Raw genomic sequence first — 24,870 nt, forward strand, 5'->3', positions numbered from 1 at the left:
AAGTATAAGCCTCCAATTTAATTATATATATAGATTTGTAGATATGTTATGTGAAAAAAAACCTCCTTTCTGTTTATTGTTCCTTTTGAACGTACTCGGCAAATTCCCGGATTGTTTTTTCATTCCGACGATAGTACGTCCACTTCCCAATACGCTCAGACTCTAACAAACCGGATTTTTGCATCGTTAATAAATAACTTGAAATCACAGACTGCGCAAGTCCCGCTTTAGCCTGAATATCTCCCACACATACACCAATTTGAAAATTAAGCCCTTGCTTTAGATAAGCCTGTTCATCAAAAAACTCTTCCGGTTTTTTTAACCACAGCATAATTAGACGACGAGTCTCGTTTGACAAAGCTTTATAAATCAATGACGGTTCCATATAACACATTATATCTATTTTATTAGATTTGTAAATATAAAACCCAAATGCTTACATAGAAAAATAAATAATAAAGGCTGCTTCCCTACGGAAAATCCGCTTGGAAACAGCCTGTTCGTGTACATCTTCAACTACACTGATTTACTCTTATTGGAGCGATACATCAAGTACAGGAAATACGGCGCACCGATCAGTGCGATCAACAATCCGGAAGGAATTTCGGTCGGCGCAAGTACTGTCCGTCCAATTGTATCAGCCAGCACCAGCATTACCGCTCCCAAGATGCTCGACAGAACAATGGAACGGCGTACATGGTGCCCGATCAACGTACGCACGATATGCGGAGCAATCAGCCCGATGAAGCCAATCGTACCCACGCAGGCTACCGCTCCTCCCGCCAGCAGCACACCCACTGCCATCGCCAGCAGCCGGGTGCGACGCACCGGAAGTCCCAGTCCCATGGCGCTGCTATCGTCAAATACCAAAAGATCGAAGCGGCGAGCTAGCCACCAAGCTACTGGCAACAATACGAGTAGAAAGGCCAGAATGGTCGCCACCTGCCCCCAGTTTCGGGCGTAGGTACTACCGGTCAGCCAGATATAGCCTGTGCTGCCCCACAGCGAACCCTGGATGATCAGTACCTGAATGCCGGCTGATCCGATCGCAGATACGGCAATACCAAGTAGGATGACCACAGACGGATTTAGGTGCTTGTTCCACGATAAAAAGAAGATCACCGCTGCCGACACCGTCGCTCCGGCAATCGCCGCAATGGGCAGCACATAAATAGGTAGCCCCGGCCAAACGATAATTACTGCTAGCGCGCCGAAACCAGCCCCTGAAGAAACTCCGATGATCGAGGCATCCGCCAAGGGATTACGAACGGCTAGTTGGATCAAGACACCGCTGACCGCAAGCGCGATACCAGCCCCGGCTGCCACCAGCGTGCGCGGAATTCTAAACTGCAGCAAGGCCGAATTCGCGCTCTCACCGCCGAACAGGCCGGACAACAGATCGCCGACAGGAATTCGCATCCCTCCAAACATCAGGCTGAATACGGTCAACAGCACGGCACCGCACCCAAACAACGTGACCAGCCTGCCATACGGTAATTTCCGAGAGCGCACGCCTATGTTCATTGAAGACTGTCCGCTAATACCAGAAGGCAGCTTCATCTTCCACAGGATCAGCCAAATTAACCAAGGGGCTCCGATCAAGGCCATGACCGCTCCGGTCGGCAGATCCATGCTTGATTGGTGGACCATTTTCGCCAGCACGTCAGCGCCCGTCAACAGTAGTGCCCCCCACAGGAAGGAACCGGGCAGCACCCAGCGATGCATTTTCAGACCACTTAAGCGCACCAAATGCGGAGCTACCAAACCCACAAAACCGATGGGCCCAATGACGCTGACTGTAATGGTCGACAGCAGGACTGCCAATACAATTCCCACAGCCCGGGTCAAGCCCACCTTTTGCCCGAGGGACGTGGATGTGGACTCATCCAGATCCAGTACATCAAACTGCCTGGACAGCATAACGGCAATGACCGAAAGTCCTACGACCCAAGGCCAGGCGTAAGTCGTCCCGCTCCAATCGTTTTGCACCAGCGAGCCAGAACCCCAGAGAAACAGTCCCTGCGTTTCAAATGAATAAAAGATATGCAATGCTCCGGTAAAAGAACCGAGGACCATTGATACAATCAAGCCAGCAAGCGCCAACCGAATCGGACTTCCGGCACGTCCCCCGCCCATGAAATAAGCAAGCACCGCTGCCAGCAGGCCGCCGACGGCGGCAAACAGAAACGGCGCTTGGTGCAGCAATCCAGGAAACATCACCGCGCCAAGCACGACCACAAAGTAGGCACCAGCGTTAATCCCTAGTGTATCAGAAGCCGCCAGCGGATTTTTGGTGATGGCCTGAAGCAGAGCACCAGCGATGGCCAGCGCACCACCAGCCAGGATTCCGATAACCGTACGTGGCATCCGGAGATCCCAAACCATGTTATGATCCAGCGTATTCTGACGCTGGGTCAACGCCTCGATTACTGTATGTAGCGGGATCGAAGCCTCTCCATAACACAAGCTTACAAAAAAAAGAACGATGAGGACGACCAATCCGCCCCCAAAGATGCTTCCTACACGCCAAGTCTTCGATAAACCCGTTGTGCCTGTTCCGGTCATTTCGTCAGAACTCCGACTACCTGATCAACCAGTACTTTGGATGAGATTGGGCCGCCGAACGTCCATGTTGTACCGTCCAGTGGGTAGGTCCGTTTTTCTTTGACAAAGTTCAGTCCGTTCCATACCGAGTTGTTCTTCATCGCGGCTCCAAATACATCGTCCGTCTTTTGCGTAATATAGATAAAATTGCTGTCCTGTACAGCTGGAAGAGCTTCAATGCCAACGGTGCTAAACCCGTATTTCTCAGTCTTGTCCGACTTCCAGTCGTTCACCATGCCAATTTTCGCGAGCGTTCCCACTACAACCGAGTTATCCTTGAACATTCGCAGACTGGCAGCATTTTGAGCTGTAAAGGCCTGTGTCAGTGCATAGTGAAAGTCCGCTTTTCCGGCTTTCTCCAATGTAGCCTTTGCATCTACATAGTGCTGGTCAAGTTCGCTTAGGACCTTATCAGCCTGTTCCGTTTTTCCGGTAGCCACAGCGACTTGCTTGAAAATTTCGACCATACGGTCGTAATCATAACCGTTCCCCTTGTAAGGATCGAATTCTATCGTTGGTGCAATCCCCTTAAGCTGTGCATAGATCGCTGCATTGTTATCGGCGTTAGTGATAATAAGATCCGGCTTGAGCGCCGCAATCGCTTCCAGATTCGGTTCGCCCCGTGTGCCGATATCAGTGACGGTATCAGCCAGCTTCGCCTCCGGTGTTACCCACAGCTTGTAGTTTTCATTGTCCGCATTGCCGACAGGCTGTACGCCAAGTGCAATCAGGTCCTCGGTAAACGTCCATTCGAGTACAACGACCCGTTCCGCTGGCTTGTCCAGCTTGACTTCCCCGTGGTCATCCTTAACCGTAACCGGACCAGCCGTTGTGGATGTCTGCTCAGACCCTGCAGTACCTTCCGTCTTCGAGCTATCCCCAGCCGAACCGCAGCCCGCCAATACAATAGTAAAAACTACAAATAATAATAGGCCATTCAACATCTTTTTCATTTCTCTCAATCACCCCTGTATGTATATTGCATCAGAAAATGATAATCATTATCAGTAAAAGAGTATAGGGGTTAGTGATTTTTGTCAATACGGATAAATCAAAGTTTTATTCCTTCATGATGTACCTCCTGACGAATTAATATGAAAAGTCCAACTGCTCACTAGTCAGAAATCTAAATTGAATCACAAACGGGTTCCGTATATGATAGCTTTATCATTGTTTAAGGGAGGCTACATTTACGTGGCAGTATTAATCAACGAGCAAATTAAAGCTGACGAGGTGGTGCTCACTGGACTCGCAGGGGAGAAGCTCGGTATTGTCTCCAAGTCAGAAGCCTTGGCTATGGCCCGATCCAAAGGGGTGGACCTGGTTTGCACCTCACTGATGAGCAGTCCACCGCCCTGCAGCTTGGTTGCAAAGGGCAGAGGAAAAGCACTTGCGCAAAAAGAAGCCGCAGCAAGCAAAACAAATGTCGGCCGAGCCGCTGGAAACAGCGGCAAAGAAAAGGTCAAGGAGCTTCGCTTCACTGCTCATATTGAGGAGCATGATTACGACACGAAGCTACGTCAGGCAGACAAACATCTGCGTTCCGGCAAACCGGTGCAGTTGGTCGTTAAGGCGTCTGGTGCAAAAGAAGCCCCCGTCGCCAAGGCGGTGCTGGAGCGGCTAATGGCCGATCTGAAGGAAGCCGGAGTGAAAGAAACTGGAATCCAGACGGGCGGCAAGGGCTCACAGGTGAAATTAAACCCGCGCTGAAAGGTAACCCGGTAATTGGATAAGTCGCTTAGACCGTATGAAAAAGAGGGCCCATTCGGCCCTCTTTTATAAATTCCTTGGTTACAGGGTATGCTTCAGGCTCTTGAATTCATCTGACACCACACACAGAAACTTGGCAGCAAATTCTTCAATCATCTAGTAATGAACGGTCATCCGCCTCGACAAAAAAGCCGTTTGCGATTTTAGGAACTGTAATCTTCTCCAGCAACTTTAATTCCGCTTCAAAAGCAGCCTTTTTATAAAAATCTACTGGCGTGTATTCGAAATAATTGATGTGAAATTCGTTTAAAATATCTATCTGCTCCTGCAGCGAAAATTGTCCTGCTCCGAGCTTCCTCTCTGGATTGTCTCTTCTTATCGCAGCAAGCGTAGACAGGTCAATTGCATTACTTTGCTTTTCTTTAGTTAAGTGGCAGCCTATGAAAGTATCTTCCGAAAGCAGAGTGGGCTGATTTAATGTGGTTACTTGATTTACCTTGATCAAGCGCTTTACCTTATTCCTGTTCTTGTCATAGCTACTTTGCTCCAAGGGAGCATACCAAAAACGCTTCTCATCCATCAACCTCGATACATACCCGCTTGCTTATTTCAGGATGACGCCGTTCGTTCCCGTTTGCGGTATGACAAACGACCAATCGGCATCCTTGTACAAATGGTTGACGACCTTACGTTTTAGCGTGAGCTGTTTCGGCATTTGATTTAGACCATCGACGAAATATCCGGCATCCTCCTGCAGCTCGATTACACCTGAACGATCTGTGGTGTAGCTTCCGCCAAAAAACATCGAATACTCCTTACCATTCTCGTCAACTGCAACCCAGATATCTTGCGTGAAGTTAGGACTACTGAACATACCGCCAACCGGAATGGTCGCATACATTTTGCCCGAATTAGAACTGTTGGGACGAAGTTTGAGCCCCTTGAACAGATAAGCATCACCCGAGTCTTCGAATTTAACGGGATGCACAGCTGAAGTTTGAGCTGGGTCGAGCACGACCGACGCCTCACTTCTCTCTCGAATTATATAGCCGTCCAATACGAATCGAATTTGCTGCTTATCATAGGCAAAGTCATTAAACTGGTAGAACCAGTGCGTCTTGCCACTCCAACGGTCCAATCCAGATCGACGTCCGAATTCAGGGTCTCTGTTATCCCCAAGCCATTTCCCGTGTGCATCTTCCAGATGATACTTAAGCTCGTGGAATCCGCTTTGTCCGTTCAGCGCTCGGCCTGCGGCTTCTGGAGTCAACTCTGTAGTATATTCCAATGATCCGCCGCTCGGCGTCCGGGTAGCTCCCTGCATGTGAATTCGTAAGCCGCTTGGCGTCTCATACGTTTTATCAATCGGAGTCAGCAACGTTTGCGCTTTGGCTTTGGTCAGATCTGCCTCCACATTCAGTCTCCAATCTCCTTTTACCGTTTTAATAGGAGCTTCCACATTGAGTTTGTCCGCATACAGCCTCAGTTCACGGATATTCGCACTAAGCTGCAGCTTGTCGGTCAGTACCGGCCGCATAAAGTCGAACTCAATCCTGCTAGTTGTCTCGTTGCCCCCTGTGCTTACTCCAAAAGGAACAGCGCCAACATCACCTCTCTGGTTATCAAAGAGGCTGAAATCGACATCTTGAAGACCAAAATCCCCGGCTACAGCGTTTCCTTTAGCATCGAAAACGTCGATCCCGATAATCATTCTAGTCGAATCGGCGATAAGTTCGTTGACTTTCAGGGTGTAACCCTGATCTTTAGCACTGGCGCCCGAAATCTGTACCAGCCCTGCTTCACGGACCTTCTTCATACCACTATCCACATAACTGTCTTTCGCGAACAGCGATCTCACCATATCTGCGAGGGTCGGCTGCGTATACAGCAGTGTGCTAACCACAAATACAGCGACGGCGACCACCAAACTCCATACTTTAAGCTGTGAAGAGCGTCTGGCAGCGCGGTAATGTTTCACCTGAGCGACGATGGACGTGTCATCGTACGCGGCTGCGTTCTGTCGCCGATTCCTGTGTTCGGTCGATCCCATCAAGATCTGTGCCTCCGTTTCCGCTGCTCGCTCGCTCGGAGAGTATCTGGATACATCATGATCGCTCGCGTCGGCTCTGTCAGCTGGTTCGATCTCGATTCCTTCCAGCGCCAGCATCACCTGGTCGGTAAACTCGTCGGGTAGCCTTTCGTGAAACAACAAATTTTCCCAGTTTCTGTCTTCTATCGCCGATTTACCGTCCTCTGTTTCAAGATTGGCTTTTTTCATTGTTGTACGATCCCAGAATCTCATAACGTTGCCCCTCCTTGGCTTCTACGGTTTTGCGCAGGCTGATTTTAGCACGGTGGACGGCGTTGTTAACCTGCCGAACCGACATGCCAGTAATACCAGCGATCTCCTTGTGACTCAGTTGGTTGGTGTAGCGCAGAATCAACACAAGTCGATAATGCTCGGGTAGCGTCTCTAACAAGCGATCCAATTCGAAACGCAGTTCCTTTTGCAGCAACTTCGATTCAGGTGTTTCACGTTCATATGTATCTTCCTGTGCCGGAGACTTCGGATCTTTTCGGCGTCCACGGTCCTTCTGTAAATTGACGGCAATGGTATACATCCAACCGGCAAAACTCTGCGTCGGGTTATGTGCTCCCAGTTTACGATAGGCTTTAATTAGTGTCTCCTGAGTCAGATCCTGAGCATCCGCTTCGGAAGACCCCATCTTGCGGAACAATCCGTAAAGCTTATTCTGATAGCGCCGGACAATGTCCGCGTACGCTTGTTTATTGCCTTTTAGTACAGCTTCAATAATGGAATGATCGTCTGTCAGCTCCACGCGTTCCCCTCCTTTTAGGTCTGGCTTTTGTTTGTCTCGCTTCTAAGACTCCTAATCTGCATTTTTTCTCTCACTTGATCCATATAAAAAAGACCTTGAGGTTTTGTTGCCCTCTAGGTCCTGAATTCATGACTCATTCCTCTATGCCTAGTTCAGCTATGAGAAGTTCAGCCTGTTCCATTTTCATCTGTTTATTTTCTTGGCTGTAGTCCCATCCAAGTGCTATAGCATACTTAATGATCCGGGCACAAGTATTGGGCTTATGAAGATTGATACGCCAATTACCCTCCCATGAGAAGTACACTTCAAAAAATGAAGTTTTTGAAGTGTATATTCTAAGACTTACAAAACCCTGCTAGGTATTTCATTAATCACACAATAGAAAAGAAAATTATTGACCATAATTTTTTTAGTTCCCTTAAAAATTAACTTCATCAGATCATCGCTTTACTCATAAAATATATGCATTAAACTTGCCGCTATTTCCATACAGCTCTCCAGCAACAATCTTCAGCCATGGATTCACCCTATAACCGCCCTATCATAGCCGTAAGCAAGATGGAAAAGGCAACATGCTTGCTAAAATAAACCCGTTTGGGTACAATTCCCATAACAAAATCGCCTGGGAGGAATTCGAATGAATCGAAAAAATGTCCCTCGTTAAGCCCGAGCTCCTCCATCCATGTGTTAGTATCAACTGACCCCAATAAAACAGAGGGAGATCACTAATGAACATGAATGGACCTGTAAACATTTCTCGAAGTAAGAGACTTCAGATTTGCCACGAAATAGTTGCGAGGTTACATGAAGTATACAGAGACAAAATTCTGGCTATAGGGGTCTATGGATCTGTTGCCAGAGGTACAGACGGCCCTTTCTCGGACATTGAAATGTTTTGTGTACTAAGTGAATCAAACGATCCTGTAGAATTTAGCCATGAATGGTCGGCGGGGCCTTGGAAAGCTGAGGTAAACGTCTGTAGTTCAGACATTCTTCTTAAAATTGCCTCTACTGTTGAGGGCAAATGGCCGTTGACACATGGGCCCTTCTTTTCTCCACTTCGTCTGTATGATCCTAAAGGCTTTTTTTCTATATTAAAAGAAGCTGCCGAATCCCCAACAAAGGAAGATTTCAGACATGCAATCAACGAAGTGCTTGTAGGTGAAATGTACGAGTTTATAGGAAAGCTTAGAAATGTCAGTGTAAATGGCCCTTATACCTACTTGCCGTACTTGGTAATGCAGTTTGCCCAATATGGGGCTATGTTAGTTGGGTTGCACAATCAAAAGCTTTTCTCAACGGGTTCAATGGTTCTACCGGAGGCACTGGAGCTGCCGAGTCGTCCAGAAGGATTTGATCATGTAGTTAGGTTGGTTATGTCCGGAGATTTAGCAGAACCAACGAAGATCATTTCAGCCTGTGAAGATTTCTGGAGTGGTCTTGTGAGTTGGGCAGTCGAACATGACTACCTTATTCGTTCAAAACGAATCCCTTTTTGATCGAAAATAAAACCCGCTTTAATTGCGCTTACTATAATATATCATATTTTGGATATGCCAAATCCCCCTTTCGTTAAGGGGGATTTTACTTTTCTTCTGGACGGATGAGATCCTTTTAAACAAACAAGCACAAATCGCTTCTGATTACCTATTTTTCTACTGTAAAATATTTTAAATTTAAACTACTTGATTTCACCCCCCACCTCATTTATTCTCTGTATATGTGTACTCTGGCTCTGCTTATCTATATCTGGTGCTCACATACAGCCCTGATTTGTGTACACATGCAAGAATGCACAATTCGGTGTACTCCGAGAAAATTTTAAGCATAGGGCTTTATACAGAGCTTATTTTTGTTAATATCCAATAACAGGGCCCTAGGCACTATGACAGATTACATTTTAATGATATATTGATAGGTACTATAAAAGACTAATTACCCAGGGCTTGGGCTGGAGGATGTATGAAAAAGGAATCAAATCAAGACGAAACCAGTTATTTATTTAATGTAGATGTATTAGTTAAAGGTCGTTCGAACGTAGAGGCCCTTCAGTTCCTGCTTAATCTCTTGAACCAAAACGAAAAAATTGCGGATAGCCGGATTCAATCTGGTATCGAACTTGGTAATTTAATCGAAGCTGCTTTGTATCTAAAAAAACAGTCTGCCGCTAACGGCCCATCGGACGCCGCTGCTAAGCTTGCGGAAAAGTTCTCCAAAAAGAAATCAGCCGCGGTTACGAATAAGCCGCCAGTCGTTCAAGAGATCAAACAATCCCACGTACAGCCAAAGCCTGCAACACAACCAGAAATTAGTACGTATGAATGGATCAAACGCTATATACAAGATAATACGCTTGTACGGTTAATCGTGAACCGCTATGGCGGACAGCGTAGCATTCCTTGCCGCATACTTAACCTGGATCATGATAATAGCCTGCTGAGTGTGTATCATGTGGATGAGAAGCAAGTTTACTCCTTTAAAATGAATGAGATTGATGAAATCACATCGTAAATGTAAATATCTCACAGAAAAAAACTAAGTATTAAAAAAAGAATCGGTGGAAAAACATTACGTTTTTCCTGCCGATTCTCTTTTTTTAGCATTGTCCAAAAAGATTTCTAATTCTCTTTCTTTAGACCCGTGGCGGCCCATGCCAAGAATATCCATCCTGCAATAAAACACACGCCTCCTAATGGGGTGATAGCACCTAACACACGGATTCCGGTCAAACTTAGCACATACAAGCTGCCAGAAAACAATATGATACCCGTCAATAACAAACGCGCTGCCCATCTTAAACGGGTCGAAGGGCCCCACTGTCCGGCTGCCAACGCAATGATCAGCAGACCGACAGCGTGAATCATATGATATTTTACACCTGTTTCATATACGGCCAAAGCCTCCGCGTCGATCCGCGCTTTCACAATATGTGCCCCGAACGCTCCAATGGCTACCGCCAACATCATCATTATAGATCCTACAATTATCCATCTTCGTTGCATGTTTGTGTACTCCTTTTCATCTCATCCTTTTACCCGAATGTTCTTCTTATTTTATCGAAACCATATGAAGTTTACCAGCCAGCCTGTGTGAACAGACCACATACAGAATTTGATGATTAAACCCTGTCTTTTGGAGGGTAATGTGTAAGGTGGCTTGCTTTTTTGTTTATTTTGTGGAAAATTAGTACCTGTTCGGACTATGTTCAAGGAGTTGAAAAAATGAGTTACCAAGATCCTAATTTGCAAAAACCTGCTGCGTCTGAGGAGCATCCTGTTTTTTCAGAAGCTCCTGTGTTCCAGCCGCCGGTCAAGCTCAAGCATTCCGGTCCCGGAATTGCTTCTTTTATTATGTCGCTCGTCAGTCTGATCGGATATATTATTCTGGCTATTATGCTTATTAATCTGCTGGCTCATTTCAGCCAATACCAAACGATGAACCCGGAACTCGCTCTGCAACAAACCGGAACGGTACTGCTTCCTTTTATTTTTTTAGGCAGCCTGTTGCTGAATTGTAGCGGACTTGTGGTCGGTATCATTGGAATTGCGTTAAAAAACCGTAAGAAAACCTTTGCTATTACAGGCTTAATCATTAATGCACTTATTATTGTGGGCTTTATTGCACTTCTTGCCATCGGTCTTTCCGTTCCGAATAGCACAGCGGATATCTATCCTTCCTCCGTGCAATCTTTATAATTTTTCTGCATCACACAGAGAGGATTCAATGTATGAACAAAATTAAAATTTTTGCCGACAGTACCAGTGACATTCCTGCCCATTGGCGTCAACAGTACGAGATTAGCATTGTACCATTGTATGCCGTATTTGGTGATGAAGCATTGCAGGATGGGGTGAACATTCACCCGGAACAATTATTTCAACGTGTAAGCCGCGAGGGACATTTACCGCGTACCGCCGCACCTTCTCCGGCGGATTTTATCCAAGCCTTTGCGCCCTACATAGAACAAGGGGACGACATTTTATATATCAGTCTGTCTTCCGAGCTATCATCGACGTACCAGAATGCGCTACTCGCTGCCTCCGAATTTCCAGAAGGTCGCATTACAGTTTTTGATTCCCTAAATTTGTCATGCGGCTTTGGCCTGCTTGTGATGAAAGCTGCTCGTGCGGCAGCAAACGGCAGTACGATAGAGCAAATTGTAGACATGTTGACGAAAACCAGACCGTTAATAGACACGGAATTTGTCATTGATACACTCGAATATCTATATAAAGGCGGAAGATGCTCAGGCATGCAAAACCTGATCGGCAGTCTGCTCAAAATTCGTCCGGTGATCAAAGTGATTGACGGAAAAATGACACCTGCCTACAAAGTCCGCGGCAAACGTGAAAAAGCACTGGATCAGATGCTGCAAAATGCCCTGAATCAACGGGATCAGATGGATAACGATATGATCATTGTCGTGCATGCTTTGGCCGAGGAAGATGCGCTGATGCTGCAAGCTCGCTTGAAAGAAGAAACGAACGCACAAGAGGTTCTGCTAACTACAGCAGGGTGTGTCATTTCCAGTCATTGTGGTCCACAGACTATCGGTATTATGTATGCCAAAAAAGCATAGTTTATCCAATATCATACCCGTTACCGCCTAGGTAGCGGGTTTTTTGGTGTTTTTCCAGCAATTTAGCAATGAATAACTTTCCTCTTTTTGATAGTATTGTTCGTCGAGTGACGATATATGCATCTACAATCTATCATAAAAAAGAAGGTTATTTAGTATGAGTTCCAAACGATCACGTTGGTTAACCAGGCTTACTCTATCAGCAACTACAGCCATCACCATATTCACGACATTCACTTCATACTTAGCTGCTCCGGCAGCAGCATCCGGCGTAGCGTTCAAGGATATCTCACACAGCTACGCCTATCAGTCTATTATTTCCCTGCAGGCTAAAGGAATTTTGACAGGTATACACCCTGGTTACTTTTCTCCTAAAAAGGCCGTTACCAGAGCCGAGTGGGTTACCGCACTGGACCGTACACTCGGTCTGGAGCCTGTACAAGCGGCCGTTTCCTCCTATCGGGATGTTGCCAAACAGGCGTGGTACTACGGATGGATTGAAGCGGCTTCCCAGCTCGATGTCGTTCAGGGAGGAACGTCCGCCACATTCCAGCCCAATAGCCCTATAACCCGGGAAGAAGCGGCCTTAATGATCGCACGTCTTATCCGCTCTTCGGGCGGATCAGGAGATGCCACTTCCTCTTTCGCTGATAGTGACGAAATTGCAGATTGGGCTCTTGAAGCGGTAACCACTGTGAATCGTTACGGTTTTATGAAAGGTGAAAATAACTATTTTCGTCCTACATCCTCTCTAACCCGTGAAGAAACAGCGGCATTGCTGGAGCGTCTGCTGACGTATTCAACACAGCATGCTCGCCAAACCGTTTCTTCCATCCGATTAGGCTGGCAATATGATCAAACCGTTCAGCAGTTTGAAAACACGGTGCTTCGATCCAACATCAACACCTTGTCACCACGTTGGTTTTTTCTGAATGAAACAGGTAGTATCAGCGATTATACCAATTCGTCGCTGCTCACCTGGTCCAAACAGCATCATAAAAAAATCTGGGCTATGGTAGGCAACCGTTCCAACCTGGCGTTGACGCACCAAATTCTGTCCAGTGAGGTTTTACGGAATAGAACCATAAACCAGCTTGCCAATGCCGTATCTGTACACGGTTTGAACGGGCTTGTCATTGATTTTGAAAATGTGGATGGTCAGGATCGTTCCAATCTCACATTATTCATCCAGCAATTAAAGGCCAGGTTGAAAAGCCTGAATGCTGTACTGGCAATTTGCGTATCTCCTGATTACGGCACGGACTGGACAGCCGCCTTTGATTATAAGCAACTTGGCGCTGCCGCAGACTATCTGATCCTGATGGGATATGACGAGCATTGGGGAGGTAGCTCGACCCCCGGCTCCGTGTCCTCACTGCCATGGCTACGTGAAAGTGTGCGGCGCTTTGTACAGACCACTGATCCGGAGAAAGCGATCTTGGCGTTGCCATTATTTACACGGAACTGGACGCTTAACGCTAGCGGACAGTCAATCGCTTCCTCTGATATTTCACTAGATCTGCAAAACCAGCTAGTGTCCCGTTTATCTCTTAAACCGATTTGGGATGAGGATATTCAGCAGTATACTGTGTCTTACAAGGACACGCAGCTGCATAAGCTATGGCTGGAGGAGGGACGATCCCTGACCCTTAAGTATCGCTTGGGACAGGATAAAGGATTTGCAGGCTTCGCCTACTGGTATCCGGGTGGCGCCAGCTCTGATCTGTGGTCCAGTATGAAAAATGCGGACCGTTTCCATCAGCGCGGCTTGTAAAAAGTGGTGTCTAAAAGTGGATTTTTCTACGAATGGAGAGAGCCATCTCATTTTCAAAAGTATAAAAAGCCCAAAAAGCAGCGAAGAGGACGAACGATTGTGGAAAAGCGGAAGCGGTCGCCTTTGTGCCCGGATTTTCACCGCTAAGGGAAATAGAAAAAAATCCGGGCACAACAGCGATTGGAACAACGGTCCGTTCGCGGAGCGGCCATCTGAAGTGCCGACGAATATCCTTCTCCAAAGCAAAGGGGCCTCCCATATAGTCTCATCGCGAGCCTATGACCGATATGCAACTTTCCCGTTCACAACCGTCATTCGTACCTTAACATCAAGAAAAGCTTGTGGGCTTTCCGATAAATCGCGGTCAATGACTGTAAAGTCAGCGGCTTTGCCTTCAGCTATCGTCCCTCTTTCATCAGCCTCCCCGGCTGCTACTGCACTTCCCGTGGTAAACAGACGAATGGCTTCATGAACATCCAGCTTTTCAGCGGGAAGATAACCCTCATGCATTTCTCCCGGCTTGGCACGAGTTACAGCCGCATGCATACCGAGAAAAGGGTTTAGCGGCTCAATTGGCGCGTCACTACCTCCAGCACATGGAATGCCTGCTTCCAGTAGCTTTTTCCAGGCATATAAATATTCGGTCCGTTCTTGCCCAACCCGATCCAGTACCCAAGGAAAGTCACTTGCGACAAAACGAGGCTGGATGTCCGCAATCAGCGGCAGCTTCGCCATTCTTTTGACCAAATCACCCCTAAGCACCTGTCCATGGATCAGGCGATCCGGCAAACCGCTTTCCTCCGTTAACGCATGGGCCTCCATTGCTGTCAAAATCATTTGCGCCGCCTCATCCCCTATGGCATGTACAGCCACCGGAAAGCCTGCGACTCTGGCAGCTGCCACCATATGATTCAGCTCTGGCTGCGGTTGAATCGCCATTCCACAGGTATGTGGAGCATCACTGTATGGCTCAGACAATAACGCAGTTCTTCCACCAATGGCGCCATCAGCAAACATTTTTATCGCACCGATTTTATACCACTCATTTCCGGCACCTGCACGCAGCCCCTGCACCTTCGCTTCTTCCATAAATGGATGATAGATGAGCTGGTGTGTACGAAAAGCAAGACCTTCTTCCCTCAGCTCCCTGTAAATCCGCTGCATCGTCTCCACGCTGCCCAAAAAACGTAAATCCTCCGTATGCGCAGCAGTCAGACCGAGACGTAACGCATCCAGGCATGCTCGTCGAATCGTTTCCTTTTTTACCGCATAATCCGGTTCTGGCTGCACGCTTGTAAAGGCAAAGGATGCTTCCTCATAAATCAATCCGTTCAACCGTCCATCTGCGTCTCGTCCATAGGCTCCCGAAGCCGGATCAGGGGTGTTCTCGCTTATGCCTGCACGCCGAAATGCCTCTGAATTGGCCAAAAACGTATGAAAGCACGTACGGGTCAGATATACCGGGTGCTGATCTGTAATGGCATCCAGCTCGGCTATATTCGGAATTTCAACAGGAATAAACGCATTTTCGTTCCAGTTGAGTCCTAAAATCCACTCTCCCGGCGGTGTTACAGCGACCCGCTTGCGCAGCATAGCCAGCATCTCTTCCTTGGAGGTAGCTGATGTTAGATCCAGCATAGCCAGCTTCATGCCATGCATGGACAAATGCATATGTGAATCGGTTAAGCCCGGCAGCACATAGGCGTCCTCCCAATCCACGGTTTTATACTCCTTACCGGACAATTGCAATTCAAGCTCCCGAGCATATCCGATGGCCTGTATGCGGCCATGCTGTACAACGATGGAGTCTCCTTTGGAAGCCCAATCCCCATACAACCTGCCGTGCTTGAACAAAACGAATGTCAACGCCACTCATCTCCTTTTTTCAGTTGTAACGCTATCCCATTCATGTTATACCTGAGTCGCTACTTCCAATTGTAGTGTAGTTATATCTACCTGCTGCACGTGCTTGGCAAATTGGTCATGAGCTGCACAGACAGCCATTTTATAATCTTGATCCAGCTCATACTGTTTAAAATGACAATACTCGGTAGTAAAGCCCTCTGTCGTGAAGCCTATGAACGGTTGTGCTTTCAATTCGAATGAAAAAGACTTCAACGGTAATGTTAGTCCTTGCCCCTCGGCCTTTACAAAACTTTCCTTAAGCGTCCATAGATCGTAAAAATAGGACAATCGGCTCTCTGCGTCCTGACGCATTAACGCATCATACTCTGTGTCCGAAAAGCACACTCTACCTACCTCAAAATCAATAGGACGGAGCTGTTCAATATCGATTCCAAGCGGGTGATCATCGATGGCGCATACCACCCATTTTCCCGAGTGAGAAACATTAAAATGGAATGCGGGTGCATTCATCAAGGAAGGCTTACCGAAAGCATTATATGTAAATTGAAGACTGGCATTAGATACCTTCAATTGCCGGCAGGCTAACCATCTTAGCAGCACATCGGCATATAGGCCCCTCAAAGCATCTTCCCGATGTAAAAAACGCTCTAACTTGTGCCGCTTTTCCAGCGAAACCCGATTTACCAGTAATTCGTAATGAGCCTCAGCCTCCGGCTTGCTCGTATCAATCGCGTATATTTCCATGGTTGCCTCCCGTATACCCTAATGAATATCAGCCAGTTTGTAACACTCACCGTTCGATTGAAGTCTGATAGATATGGATGACGTGTGCCGTGTACATGGTCAATATACTACTCTAGCACTTTCAATTCAATATGGATACAATTGGGATAAGCAGCTCTATCAAAGCTACTTCATAGAATCCGCTAATGAAAGCGCTTTAAATAAAACAACAAAGGAGGACGAAACAATGAAATATGATTTTGCCCGCTTGCTGTGTATTATGCTCTCTGTTTTGCTATCGTTGAGCATTTTTCAGATGTTTTCACCTAAGATCGCTTCAGCGGCTTCAGCGAATGTTGTGAATGGCATTCAGTTTAAGGATACGGATGGAAACGTGGTTCATGCCCATGGGGGCGGTATGATTAAGGTGGACGGTTATTATTATTGGTTTGGTGAAAATCGTAATCCCAACGGCACGTTCAAGGCGGTATCCGCCTATCGTTCCTCTGATTTAAAAAACTGGGAGTTTCGTAAAAACGTGCTGACCAGCAGCTCGGCCGCAGAGCTGAATATTTCGAATATTGAACGTCCGAAAGTGATTTACAATGAAAAAACACGTAAATACGTACTGTGGATGCACAAGGAAAACGGGATTAATTACAACGAGGCCCGAGTCGCAGTTGCCTCTTCCGATACCGTGGACGGCGATTACACGTATCAGGGCAGCTTCCGTCCTCTGGATTACGATTCCCGGGATATGACGGTATACAATGACAACGGAACAGCTTACCTGATTTCGGCCACCCGCGTGAATGCCGATCTGAACATTTACCGTCTGACACCGGATTTTCTGCAAGTTGAATCGCTGGTAACTACTCTCTGGCCAGGACAATATCGTGAAGCTCCGGCGATGTTCAAAAAAGGAGATGTCTACTTCCTGATTACATCCGGGGCAACGGGCTGGAATCCCAATCAGGCCAAGTATGCTACCGCATCCAGCATTGAAGGAACCTGGAGCAATACGATGAACTTCGGGGACGGTACGACTTATGGTTCACAGTCGGCCTACGTGATTCCTGTTGAAGGTGCCCAGACGACCTCATACCTGTATTTGGGCGACCGTTGGGCAGGTGCGTGGAGCGGCCCTGTGCAGGATTCACAATATGTATGGCTGCCACTACGTTTTCCAACCGCGACTTCATTAGCCATGGACTGGTTCGACAGCATTAACATTGATACCGCCAGTGGTGTGGTGGAGGGGATCACAACGCCAATTGCTATTGACCCGGATGCCTTTTATCAGCTAGTGAATCGCAAGAGCAATAAGCCGCTGAGCATCGTTGGTAATGCGACGTCGGACGGCGCAGACCTGGAGCAACGTGCAGATTCCGGAGCAGCAAGCCAGCAATGGCAGCTCAAGGATGCGGGCAGCGGATATTATAAAATTGTAAACCGCAACAGCGGAAAGCTAATTGGTGTTGAAAGCGGTACCACAACAGATGGTGCAGTTATTGAGCAATGGAGTGACGGAGGCTGGTCCAGTCAGCATTGGCAATTAGTATCCGTAACCGGAGGTTATTACAAGCTGAAAAATCGGGCGACTGGCAAGCTGATCGATATTTCTGAAGGCGCCACCGCCGATGGAGCGAAAGCCATTCAATGGAGCGATAACGGCGGGACGAATCAGCATTTCCGTGTAGTCAAAGTAGAATAGCTTAGGTTATTTTCAAAAGGAGCCGTATTCCGAGCAGATCATGGGTGATTGCTAACGGAAAAAACGGCTCTTTTTACGTAAAACGATGAAATTGATGATCTCTAGTACGTTACAGTTCCCACGGATAATCTGTCGTCAGGAAACTCGCCAGTTGCTTGCTTTCTTCCCTCCGCTGACGTCGTATGGCTGCCCGCGATGGAGCCGTCTGGTGCAATTGTAACTGCTCCTCTGTTTCTGGAATCACCTGCGGGACGGTTACTTTACGGTTGTTCTCGTCTAGCGCCACAAAGGTCAGAAAGGCGGTGGCTGCGATTTTCCGGTCGCCAGTCATCAGTCCTTCACGGATCACCTTCACGAACACCTCCATTGAGCTGCGGCCTGTCCAGGTTACGAACGCTTCCAGCGTGACAGAATCGCTCGGATGGATAGGTAACAAAAAATCCACCGAATCTGTAGAGGCCGTAACTGTGTTCGTACGACACAGCTTGGCGGCTGCTATAGATGCGATATCGTCGATATACGACATCAGCCTGCCGCCGAAGAGCGTGTTATGATTGTTGATATCGTTGGGAAATACTCGGGACGTCTTGAAGCAGTAGGTTTCTCGGATGTACTTGCTTTCCATGGGTTCTTTCCTCTCTTTTCCTCGTTGCTCTCTTTTTATATCTCAGGATTATGCAAAATCCTTATGTGAAAGCCTGTTTTAGACTATGCTAATCATCCCACTAATCCGCATAATAAATCAATACATAAAAATCTGCATCCTCATCCGAATCATTGCGGTAGGTATGTATGTCAGACACTTGAAATTGCACGGCATCCCCTGCACTCAGCTTGAGCTGTTGCCCCTGCATTTCAAAGTACATTTCCCCACGGATCATGAGAATAGTTTCCTCTCCCAGATGCTTCTCTGCCTGGTGTGTAAAACCTGGCTTCAGGCTTACCGTGAACACCTCGAACTTCTTTTCCGAGTGATACGGGAATACAGGGTAAACAAAATAGTTACCGTCCTCATCAATAACTGGATGTAGGTCCTCCCTCCGAATCTTCGTGATTTGCGGCGGGTCTTCTTTAAGAAAAGTGGAGAAGGATACGTGCAAACCGTTCGCAATTTTCCAAAGTGTTGTTACCGTAGGATTGGATTTCCCCTTCTCAATTTGAGCCAGCATCCCTTTGCTGACCCCCGTCAGTTCAGCCACCTTATCTAGACTAAGTCCTCTAGTCTTCCTGATTTGAGCCAAATTAGAGCCAATAATATACTGCATTGAATCCACTGACTGTGCCTCCTCGTATCCAAAAGTCTATATAAGAAGAATACACAAAAATGTCCGCTGTAATTAGTTTTGTCATTCATACAGCCCATAAGCACCACTTTCTGTGCCATGAAAAGGACACTTTCTGTATTATCATTTGTCACTTCTTATATAGACTGTAATGTAAAATGTCATTTATTAATTTTGCGACTTAAGGGACTCGGAGAGATCCATTCGAAAATGAATCTACACATAAGTCTTAACAGACCTTTTGCTATCTAGATTACACAAACTTATTATCTTATCCAATATAAAAAAGTGTCAAATTGAAAAATCAATTTGACACTTTTTCAAGGATAATCGGAAATCTCAAAACATCTTCATTGTGTCTTAGGTAAATAAAGTATTAGAATATCGGGAATGAAAGAAATTTTCATAATGCCGCTACTCAACGAGTTCTGTCGTGAGATAATTTCAATTTGATGATAACGGTAACTAAAGTCTAAACAGTCTCTTTTCCCCAAATGCTTACCAGATCATTGATTTGAAGCGATACGACCCTTAGTTCTCCGTCAATGGCATAGAGTTCTAGCCCCCTACTTTCCAAGTCCGGGAAAATCATATCTGAAATGATTGTTTTTCCATTATTGCCGAAGACCTCGACACTTGACCAATCCACATAAATGCTCAACTGTATCCGTTCATGCTCTGGCTTCATAGGGGCCTTGTGTATTGCTGTGAAGTCGGAATGAAAATCAGTGGCGCTCGACTTCGTCCGATCAACAAACAACTCCTCATTCGAGATATTATATCCGATGATCGTCTCTTGATTGGCGGACTTTCGTACTTTAAACCCGAATTCCACGGCACTGCTGATTTCAAATTCTGCAATAATTTCTGCCTTTGCAGCAGAAATATCAGACAATACGTTCATACCTGGCTTAATCGACAAGTCTTGCAGAGACAAAATCGGTTTTCTTAGCTGACTTAATTCCCTTATGGGTGCTTGGATTAAGCGAAGTCCCTCCGGATAAGTCCTAAGCCGTAGCTCCCGGGGGATTGATGTCTTGCCACGCCATTCCTCTGAAGGTAGCGTGGTACCATAACGCCAATTGTTCATCCAGCCGACCCAAATCTTTCGTCCGTCCTCGTTCGGAATGTCATTCCAGGTCACGGCCGCGTAAAAGTCTGATCCGTAGTCTACCCATTTGATAGCATCGAAAGATTCCAACGTTTCATCCAGAGTAAATGCCTTACCGTCAAAGTTGCCTATGAAATACATCATGCCCGAACCGCCTGCCGGTGGTTCTGGATCGTCTGGATTCACACCATTTCTATCCCCGACGCTTAGCATCAGAATCCACTTCGTGATACTAGGATCCTCATCCACTTGGATTCGAAATATATCAGGACATTCAAATATCCCTCGGTGGATATGCGGGATGTCGGAACCGAATTCACTTGCAAAAGACCATTCTGTAAGGTTTGGAGATGTGTAAAATTCTACACGGTTCCTTACGGCAAGAACCATGATCCACATTGATGATTCATCATGCCAAATCACCTTAGGATCACGAAAGTCTAGCGTGTCCGTTGGAAATAAAACCGGGTTACCTTCATATTTTGTCCAGGTTCGACCCTTATCCTTGCTGTAAGCAATACTTTGCACCTGCGGCTTTCCAGGCTGAGCCTTATTGCCCTCATTGGTATAAATGGCAACCAATCCTGATCCTTCCTCGTCGAAAAATCCGCTGGTATTGTTCTTATCCACCACCGCACTCCCCGAGAAAATCGCTCCGTCCTCCCCAGGTGGAATTGCCGGTGGAAGCTCAGTCCAATGTACTAGATCCTTGCTTACCGCATGCCCCCAATGCATGTTGCCAAAGTCAGGCTGCGTATCATGGGGCGTATGCTGGTAGAACAGGTGGTACTCTCCTTCATAGTAAACCAAGCCGTTGGGATCGTTCATCCAATTTTTCTCAGGTGAATAATGGAATTGAGGCCTGTATGTCTCCCTATAATAACTGTTTCGTGATCCTTTTCTGCTGCTACTGTCGTCCGTTAGGTTCATTCCTTTAATGGTTTCCACTCTCCTCTTGTTAAATGTTTCAGCCTTGATCTTTAAGATATCTGTCATAACCTTTTTGTTTGATTTCCAGCCATTTATCTAGCCCCAGTCTGGACAGCTCGGCTTTATATTCGGCCCATTCTTCTTCCACTTTACCCGTCTTGATCCATTCCGCCCGCTTGCGGTTAACGTAAGCAAACAAATCGGTTTCCAATGTGGAGATCTGCTTCTGATCCTCCAGCGAGAAGAAGACTTTCGGGAAATTATGGTCAGCCTTCATATAAGGAACGAGTCTCTCCTTCATGAGCTTAAGCCGTCCCACTGCATCGTCGGGCTTGGTCGTCACGGTTCCGTAATACTCGTCAAGAATTGCCAATGGACCACCGATATTCGTTTTTTGCCGCAGCTCGACAGGGGCAGTTCCCTTAAGCGGAAGATGCTTCAGCATATGACTCGCTTCATCGTATTCAAAAATGTTCTGCTGAGTTTCGTCGCCGTAGGTGCCCCAGTTGTCCTGTACGGACTGGATGGGATCATACAGCTGGTCAATCCATTTTGCCGTAAGCTCGAGATTTTTGTTGGCGCTGGTAATCACCATTCTCCCCCGGTCAAAGCCGAGATTGTTTGTCCGGGTCACATTGACTTTACCGCTTGGTCCCGCGAGCGGATTCATCAAATCATATTTATCGTTGTCCCCTGAAATATTCGCCTTATCCCATTGGAAGTAGAGGCCATATCTTTCATTCTGGCCTTTGGCCAGATACGTATTGTAATCCTGCTCGAATGACTCTTCGTCGATCAGGTTCAGCTTATACAGCTCATTAAGATATTTAATCCCCTCTTTATAACCATCCTGATCGGCAGTGAAGACCACTTTCCCCTCATTGGTCACTACCGTATGATCGCCGTTGTCCCCAAGTCCGAATGATCCGAACAGAAAATTCAGGTCCTCATTGCCGTTATTGAGTATAAAGGACAGCGGGATTTCATCCGCTTGGCCATTTCCGTTAGGGTCGCCATTTTTAAATGCGAGCAGAACTTTTTTTAAATCCTCGGTGGTTTTTGGCATTTTAAGTCCCAGCTTTTTCAGCCACTCCACATTGATCCATGGCATGTCGTTTACAGAATGAATGCTCTCCTTCTCAGAACCCAGCTCTTCAATCCAAGGAAAAGCATAAATATGCCCGTCCTGTGCAGTTATCATGGATCTGTACTCAGGTGCTTCCTTCAATACCTTCTGCAGATTCGGCATATATTTTTGAATCAAATCCTCCAGAGGGATAATGGTTCCATCCTGTCCGAGGTTCAACAAATCATAGTCGGAATAGCCGGCATCCAGTATGGCATCTGGAAGATCTCCACTGGCAACAGCCAAGTTTCTTTTTTCAATGAAGGAATCGGAGGTGAAGTTGGTAAAATCGATATGCACCCCTGTTTTTTCTTCCAGTCTTTTATAAATCAACTTTTCATTTGGATCAGAAGGTGCCAGCGGCGAGCTTTGAGTCATAAAATGCAAAGTAACTTTCTCTTTAAGCGGCAGAGTAACATTTTCCAGCTTGTAATCTTCGGATGCCGCAGAATTATTGCCTGAACCGCCACATCCGGCAAGCAGTGAAGTAGAAAGTACCAACACAGACAAAGTTAGTAATGTTTTTTTCATCTCTATACCCCCGGTTTGTTATTTGATCGAACCTACCATGACACCCTTTTCGAAATATTTCTGGAAGAATGGATACATGACAATCAAAGGCAAACTTGATATGACAATGGCAGAGTACTTAATCATTTCAGACAATTTCTTAAGCTCTGCTTGTGCCATTGCATCGGCAATCATGCCGGGCTGAACCTGATTCTGTATCAAAATGGAGCGCAGTACCAGTTGAAGCGGAAACAGCTTCGGATCATCCAGATAAATCATGGCGTCGAAATAAGAATTCCACTGTCCGACAAAAGCGTATAAAGCTAGAACAAAAATAATAGGCTTGGAAAGCGGCAGGACGATTTTAAAGAAAATACTGAGCTCGGAAGCTCCGTCTATGCTCGCCGCCTGGAACAGCTCTTTGGGAAGTCCCTGGAAATAAGTCTTTGCCAAAATAATATTGAACACACTAATCGAGCCAGGTAGAATAATGGCCCACACCGTATTCAACATGCCTAAATCCTTAATCACCAGATAGGTCGGAATCAGACCGCCACCGAAAAACATCGTAATCAGGAAAAAGATCATAATGGGCCGTTTCCCAACCAGTCCTTCAATCGCAAGCGGGTAAGCCGCGAAGACGGAAAAAAATACGGTTGCGAACGCAAAGGCTGCTGAATAAAAAATGGCATTAAAAAAACCGCGGATCATGGCACTGTTGTTTAGGATTTTGGCATATCCCGTGACTGTCCAGTCGGATGGTGTAATGGCCAGCCCTTTGGTAATCAGGGTATTTGGAGTCAAAAAGGACGCAAGCACCACATAAACCAGCGGTAACAGAATAGCGAGAACAAACAAACCAAGCAGAATATAATTGATAATGAACAGGATCCGGTCCTTCCCGGTGTAAAGAATATTCATGAATACCTCCTTCTTTAATACAGCCCTTCTCCTTCGTTCAGCTTCTTGACGACGGCATTTACGAAAATCAACAGGACCACATTAATTACGGAATTGAATAACCCGATTGCCGTAGAATAAGCATAATCGCCGGATTGCAACCCCACCTTGTACACATAAGTCGCGATGATTTCCGAGGTTGGCGTGTTCAGAGCTGTTTGCATCAGGTAAGCCTTTTCATAACCGATCGACATGATGCCTCCTGCAGCGAGAATGAACAGGACGGCCATGACGGGTTTGAGAGCGGGCAGATCAATGTGGAAGATTCTTTTCATCAAAGAAGCGCCATCAATTGTTGCAGCGTCATGCAGCTGCGGGTCCACATTGGCTAAGGTGGCCACATAAATGATAGAGGACCAGCCCGCTGTTTGCCATATACCGGACAAAATATATACCGTTCGGAAATAGGCGGGATCAGTCATAAAAGAAATCGGCTTGCCGGTGAAGGTTGTTATCAGAGCATTCACTATTCCAGTCGGTGATAGAAAAACAAACAGCATACCAGCAACAACAACAACCGAGATGAAGTTAGGTGCGTATACAATAAGCTGTATATTCTTCTTGAGTTTCGCACCTCTGATCAGATTTAGCATTAAGGCCAGAATGATTGGCACTGGGAAACCGAGAATAAGACCGTAAGCGCTTAACTTAAGCGTATTCATTAAAATGTCATAAAAATTTGGTGATGAAAGGAACCGCTGAAAGTGTTCAAATCCAACCCATTCGCTGCCCATGATGCCTTTTCTTGGACTGAAATCTTTAAACGCAATGATTGAGCCGTACATGGGAACATACTTGAAAATGACGGTAAGAATTATGGACGGAACCAGAAACAAATACAATATATAATTTCGAACTATATAACTTAACCAATGGTTTCTTTTTTTTGCTTCTGAAGCCTTAACTCCCCTTTTTTGAACGATCGAGTTTGCCACTCTTTTCCCCCCTACTGTTCACGGCTTGTTATTAAAGACAGTTATAAGCCATGTTATGTCATCTCTCCGACATAATTCTGCAAGATGTTTTGCAAATGCCTCGCTGGTAATATCCCCACCTCCAACAGAACTAGCAATTTACAATTCCCCAAAATGAATGGGCTTACATTTTTACATTTGAACATTTTTACTATTACAATTTAAC

23 protein-coding genes are annotated in these 24,870 nt (G+C 46.3%); 7 read left to right on the forward strand and 16 right to left on the reverse strand.

The window, feature by feature from the left end:
• Positions 1 to 73: 73 nt before the first annotated feature.
• The 3 genes from AC6EJC_RS21490 to AC6EJC_RS21500 all read right to left on the reverse strand — a co-directional run bounded on the left by AC6EJC_RS21490 (position 74) and on the right by AC6EJC_RS21500 (position 3,557).
• Positions 74 to 385: an ArsR/SmtB family transcription factor gene (locus AC6EJC_RS21490; protein WP_444955707.1), complete on the reverse strand. Its 312-nt coding sequence runs from the start codon at positions 383 to 385 to the stop codon at positions 74 to 76.
• A 131-nt stretch (positions 386 to 516) separates the two neighbouring features.
• Positions 517 to 2,565: an iron ABC transporter permease gene (locus AC6EJC_RS21495; protein WP_444955708.1), complete on the reverse strand. Its 2,049-nt coding sequence runs from the start codon at positions 2,563 to 2,565 to the stop codon at positions 517 to 519.
• The gene (locus tag AC6EJC_RS21500) at positions 2,562 to 3,557 is read right to left on the reverse strand and encodes an ABC transporter substrate-binding protein (RefSeq protein WP_444955709.1); all 996 of its coding nucleotides are present in this window, start codon (positions 3,555 to 3,557) and stop codon (positions 2,562 to 2,564) included. The genes AC6EJC_RS21495 and AC6EJC_RS21500 overlap by 4 nt, the downstream gene beginning before the upstream one ends.
• A gap of 241 nt (positions 3,558 to 3,798) precedes the next feature.
• Between AC6EJC_RS21500 and infC the strand changes: the two genes are divergently transcribed.
• Positions 3,799 to 4,314 (forward strand): translation initiation factor IF-3, encoded by a 516-nt coding sequence (infC, locus tag AC6EJC_RS21505; protein WP_444955710.1) that lies wholly within the window; start codon positions 3,799 to 3,801, stop codon positions 4,312 to 4,314.
• A gap of 148 nt (positions 4,315 to 4,462) precedes the next feature.
• On the opposite strand, the gene AC6EJC_RS21510 is transcribed toward infC, so the two are convergent.
• From AC6EJC_RS21510 to AC6EJC_RS21520, 3 genes are read right to left on the reverse strand one after another with little or no spacing between them, the layout of a single operon-like run.
• On the reverse strand, positions 4,463 to 4,897 hold the full coding sequence (locus tag AC6EJC_RS21510; RefSeq protein ID WP_444955711.1) for a hypothetical protein: 435 nt from the start codon (positions 4,895 to 4,897) through the stop codon (positions 4,463 to 4,465).
• Positions 4,898 to 4,918: 21 nt separating this feature from the next.
• Entirely contained in the window at positions 4,919 to 6,616 is a 1,698-nt protein-coding gene (locus AC6EJC_RS21515) for a DUF4179 domain-containing protein (protein ID WP_444955712.1), read from the reverse strand.
• The gene (locus AC6EJC_RS21520; RefSeq protein ID WP_444955713.1) at positions 6,573 to 7,154 is read right to left on the reverse strand and encodes an RNA polymerase sigma factor; all 582 of its coding nucleotides are present in this window, start codon (positions 7,152 to 7,154) and stop codon (positions 6,573 to 6,575) included. Before AC6EJC_RS21520 ends, AC6EJC_RS21515 begins: the two co-directional genes overlap by 44 nt.
• Positions 7,155 to 7,882: 728 nt before the next feature.
• Here AC6EJC_RS21520 and AC6EJC_RS21525 point away from each other — a divergent pair.
• Together AC6EJC_RS21525 and AC6EJC_RS21530 are read left to right on the forward strand one after the other, a co-directional pair.
• Complete coding sequence (locus tag AC6EJC_RS21525) at positions 7,883 to 8,653, forward strand: ANT(4')-I family aminoglycoside nucleotidyltransferase (protein ID WP_444955714.1); 771 nt, start codon at positions 7,883 to 7,885, stop codon at positions 8,651 to 8,653.
• A gap of 463 nt (positions 8,654 to 9,116) precedes the next feature.
• Complete coding sequence (locus AC6EJC_RS21530; RefSeq protein ID WP_444955715.1) at positions 9,117 to 9,665, forward strand: hypothetical protein; 549 nt, start codon at positions 9,117 to 9,119, stop codon at positions 9,663 to 9,665.
• Between the two features lie 107 nt (positions 9,666 to 9,772).
• Here the strand turns inward: AC6EJC_RS21530 and AC6EJC_RS21535 are convergent, their stop codons facing one another.
• Positions 9,773 to 10,156 carry a DUF423 domain-containing protein gene (locus AC6EJC_RS21535; protein WP_444955716.1) on the reverse strand — a complete coding sequence of 128 codons (384 nt, stop codon included), beginning with the start codon at positions 10,154 to 10,156 and terminating at the stop codon, positions 9,773 to 9,775.
• Positions 10,157 to 10,375: 219 nt separating this feature from the next.
• Here AC6EJC_RS21535 and AC6EJC_RS21540 point away from each other — a divergent pair, with 219 nt between their 5' ends.
• From AC6EJC_RS21540 to AC6EJC_RS21550, 3 genes are all read left to right on the forward strand, one after another.
• A complete protein-coding gene (locus AC6EJC_RS21540; RefSeq protein ID WP_444955717.1) occupies positions 10,376 to 10,849 on the forward strand; it encodes a hypothetical protein in 474 nt (157 codons plus the stop codon).
• Positions 10,850 to 10,881: 32 nt separating this feature from the next.
• Positions 10,882 to 11,733 (forward strand): DegV family protein, encoded by an 852-nt coding sequence (locus AC6EJC_RS21545; protein WP_444955718.1) that lies wholly within the window; start codon positions 10,882 to 10,884, stop codon positions 11,731 to 11,733.
• A gap of 157 nt (positions 11,734 to 11,890) precedes the next feature.
• The gene (locus AC6EJC_RS21550; RefSeq protein ID WP_444955719.1) at positions 11,891 to 13,507 is read left to right on the forward strand and encodes an S-layer homology domain-containing protein; all 1,617 of its coding nucleotides are present in this window, start codon (positions 11,891 to 11,893) and stop codon (positions 13,505 to 13,507) included.
• A gap of 10 nt (positions 13,508 to 13,517) precedes the next feature.
• Here AC6EJC_RS21550 and AC6EJC_RS21555 read toward each other — a convergent pair whose 3' ends face one another.
• From AC6EJC_RS21555 to AC6EJC_RS21565, 3 genes are read right to left on the reverse strand one after another with little or no spacing between them, the layout of a single operon-like run.
• Positions 13,518 to 13,748, reverse strand: coding sequence for a hypothetical protein (locus AC6EJC_RS21555; RefSeq protein WP_444955720.1), 231 nt, complete (start codon positions 13,746 to 13,748; stop codon positions 13,518 to 13,520).
• A 35-nt stretch (positions 13,749 to 13,783) separates the two neighbouring features.
• A complete protein-coding gene (locus AC6EJC_RS21560) occupies positions 13,784 to 15,373 on the reverse strand; it encodes an amidohydrolase (protein ID WP_444955721.1) in 1,590 nt (529 codons plus the stop codon).
• A 45-nt stretch (positions 15,374 to 15,418) separates the two neighbouring features.
• Positions 15,419 to 16,117 (reverse strand): 4'-phosphopantetheinyl transferase family protein, encoded by a 699-nt coding sequence (locus AC6EJC_RS21565; protein WP_444955722.1) that lies wholly within the window; start codon positions 16,115 to 16,117, stop codon positions 15,419 to 15,421.
• Between the two features lie 226 nt (positions 16,118 to 16,343).
• On the opposite strand from AC6EJC_RS21565, the gene AC6EJC_RS21570 reads away from it, so the two are divergent.
• A complete protein-coding gene (locus tag AC6EJC_RS21570; protein WP_444955723.1) occupies positions 16,344 to 17,810 on the forward strand; it encodes an RICIN domain-containing protein in 1,467 nt (488 codons plus the stop codon).
• A gap of 109 nt (positions 17,811 to 17,919) precedes the next feature.
• Here the strand turns inward: AC6EJC_RS21570 and AC6EJC_RS21575 are convergent, their stop codons facing one another.
• The 6 genes from AC6EJC_RS21575 to AC6EJC_RS21600 all read right to left on the reverse strand — a co-directional run bounded on the left by AC6EJC_RS21575 (position 17,920) and on the right by AC6EJC_RS21600 (position 24,653).
• On the reverse strand, positions 17,920 to 18,435 hold the full coding sequence (locus AC6EJC_RS21575) for an acyl-CoA thioesterase (protein WP_013309488.1): 516 nt from the start codon (positions 18,433 to 18,435) through the stop codon (positions 17,920 to 17,922).
• A gap of 100 nt (positions 18,436 to 18,535) precedes the next feature.
• Positions 18,536 to 19,084: a helix-turn-helix domain-containing protein gene (locus AC6EJC_RS21580; RefSeq protein ID WP_444955724.1), complete on the reverse strand. Its 549-nt coding sequence runs from the start codon at positions 19,082 to 19,084 to the stop codon at positions 18,536 to 18,538.
• A 481-nt stretch (positions 19,085 to 19,565) separates the two neighbouring features.
• Positions 19,566 to 21,200 carry a glycoside hydrolase family 32 protein gene (locus AC6EJC_RS21585; protein WP_444955725.1) on the reverse strand — a complete coding sequence of 545 codons (1,635 nt, stop codon included), beginning with the start codon at positions 21,198 to 21,200 and terminating at the stop codon, positions 19,566 to 19,568.
• Positions 21,172 to 22,791, reverse strand: a complete 1,620-nt coding sequence (locus tag AC6EJC_RS21590) for an ABC transporter substrate-binding protein (RefSeq protein WP_444955726.1) — start codon at positions 22,789 to 22,791, stop codon at positions 21,172 to 21,174. Before AC6EJC_RS21590 ends, AC6EJC_RS21585 begins: the two co-directional genes overlap by 29 nt.
• 18 nt (positions 22,792 to 22,809) lie before the next feature.
• Positions 22,810 to 23,691 carry a carbohydrate ABC transporter permease gene (locus AC6EJC_RS21595; protein WP_444955727.1) on the reverse strand — a complete coding sequence of 294 codons (882 nt, stop codon included), beginning with the start codon at positions 23,689 to 23,691 and terminating at the stop codon, positions 22,810 to 22,812.
• A gap of 14 nt (positions 23,692 to 23,705) precedes the next feature.
• Positions 23,706 to 24,653 carry an ABC transporter permease gene (locus AC6EJC_RS21600; protein ID WP_444955751.1) on the reverse strand — a complete coding sequence of 316 codons (948 nt, stop codon included), beginning with the start codon at positions 24,651 to 24,653 and terminating at the stop codon, positions 23,706 to 23,708.
• Positions 24,654 to 24,870 lie beyond the last annotated feature (217 nt).

This window comes from Paenibacillus sp. TY11 (assembly GCF_059772165.1).

Excerpts from the sequence above, each read along its gene's own strand:
- AC6EJC_RS21490 (WP_444955707.1), bottom strand. The coding sequence starts at position 385 with ATGGAACCGTCATTGATTTATAAAGCTTTGTCAAACGAGACTCGTCGT.
- AC6EJC_RS21495 (WP_444955708.1), bottom strand. The coding sequence starts at position 2,565 with ATGACCGGAACAGGCACAACGGGTTTATCGAAGACTTGGCGTGTAGGA.
- AC6EJC_RS21500 (WP_444955709.1), bottom strand. The coding sequence starts at position 3,557 with ATGAAAAAGATGTTGAATGGCCTATTATTATTTGTAGTTTTTACTATT.
- AC6EJC_RS21515 (WP_444955712.1), bottom strand. The coding sequence starts at position 6,616 with ATGAGATTCTGGGATCGTACAACAATGAAAAAAGCCAATCTTGAAACA.
- AC6EJC_RS21525 (WP_444955714.1), top strand. The coding sequence starts at position 7,883 with ATGAACATGAATGGACCTGTAAACATTTCTCGAAGTAAGAGACTTCAG.
- AC6EJC_RS21530 (WP_444955715.1), top strand. The coding sequence starts at position 9,117 with ATGAAAAAGGAATCAAATCAAGACGAAACCAGTTATTTATTTAATGTA.
- AC6EJC_RS21535 (WP_444955716.1), bottom strand. The coding sequence starts at position 10,156 with ATGCAACGAAGATGGATAATTGTAGGATCTATAATGATGATGTTGGCG.
- AC6EJC_RS21540 (WP_444955717.1), top strand. The coding sequence starts at position 10,376 with ATGAGTTACCAAGATCCTAATTTGCAAAAACCTGCTGCGTCTGAGGAG.
- AC6EJC_RS21545 (WP_444955718.1), top strand. The coding sequence starts at position 10,882 with ATGAACAAAATTAAAATTTTTGCCGACAGTACCAGTGACATTCCTGCC.
- AC6EJC_RS21550 (WP_444955719.1), top strand. The coding sequence starts at position 11,891 with ATGAGTTCCAAACGATCACGTTGGTTAACCAGGCTTACTCTATCAGCA.
- AC6EJC_RS21565 (WP_444955722.1), bottom strand. The coding sequence starts at position 16,117 with ATGGAAATATACGCGATTGATACGAGCAAGCCGGAGGCTGAGGCTCAT.
- AC6EJC_RS21570 (WP_444955723.1), top strand. The coding sequence starts at position 16,344 with ATGAAATATGATTTTGCCCGCTTGCTGTGTATTATGCTCTCTGTTTTG.
- AC6EJC_RS21575 (WP_013309488.1), bottom strand. The coding sequence starts at position 18,435 with ATGGAAAGCAAGTACATCCGAGAAACCTACTGCTTCAAGACGTCCCGA.
- AC6EJC_RS21585 (WP_444955725.1), bottom strand. The coding sequence starts at position 21,200 with ATGACAGATATCTTAAAGATCAAGGCTGAAACATTTAACAAGAGGAGA.
- AC6EJC_RS21590 (WP_444955726.1), bottom strand. The coding sequence starts at position 22,791 with ATGAAAAAAACATTACTAACTTTGTCTGTGTTGGTACTTTCTACTTCA.
- AC6EJC_RS21595 (WP_444955727.1), bottom strand. The coding sequence starts at position 23,691 with ATGAATATTCTTTACACCGGGAAGGACCGGATCCTGTTCATTATCAAT.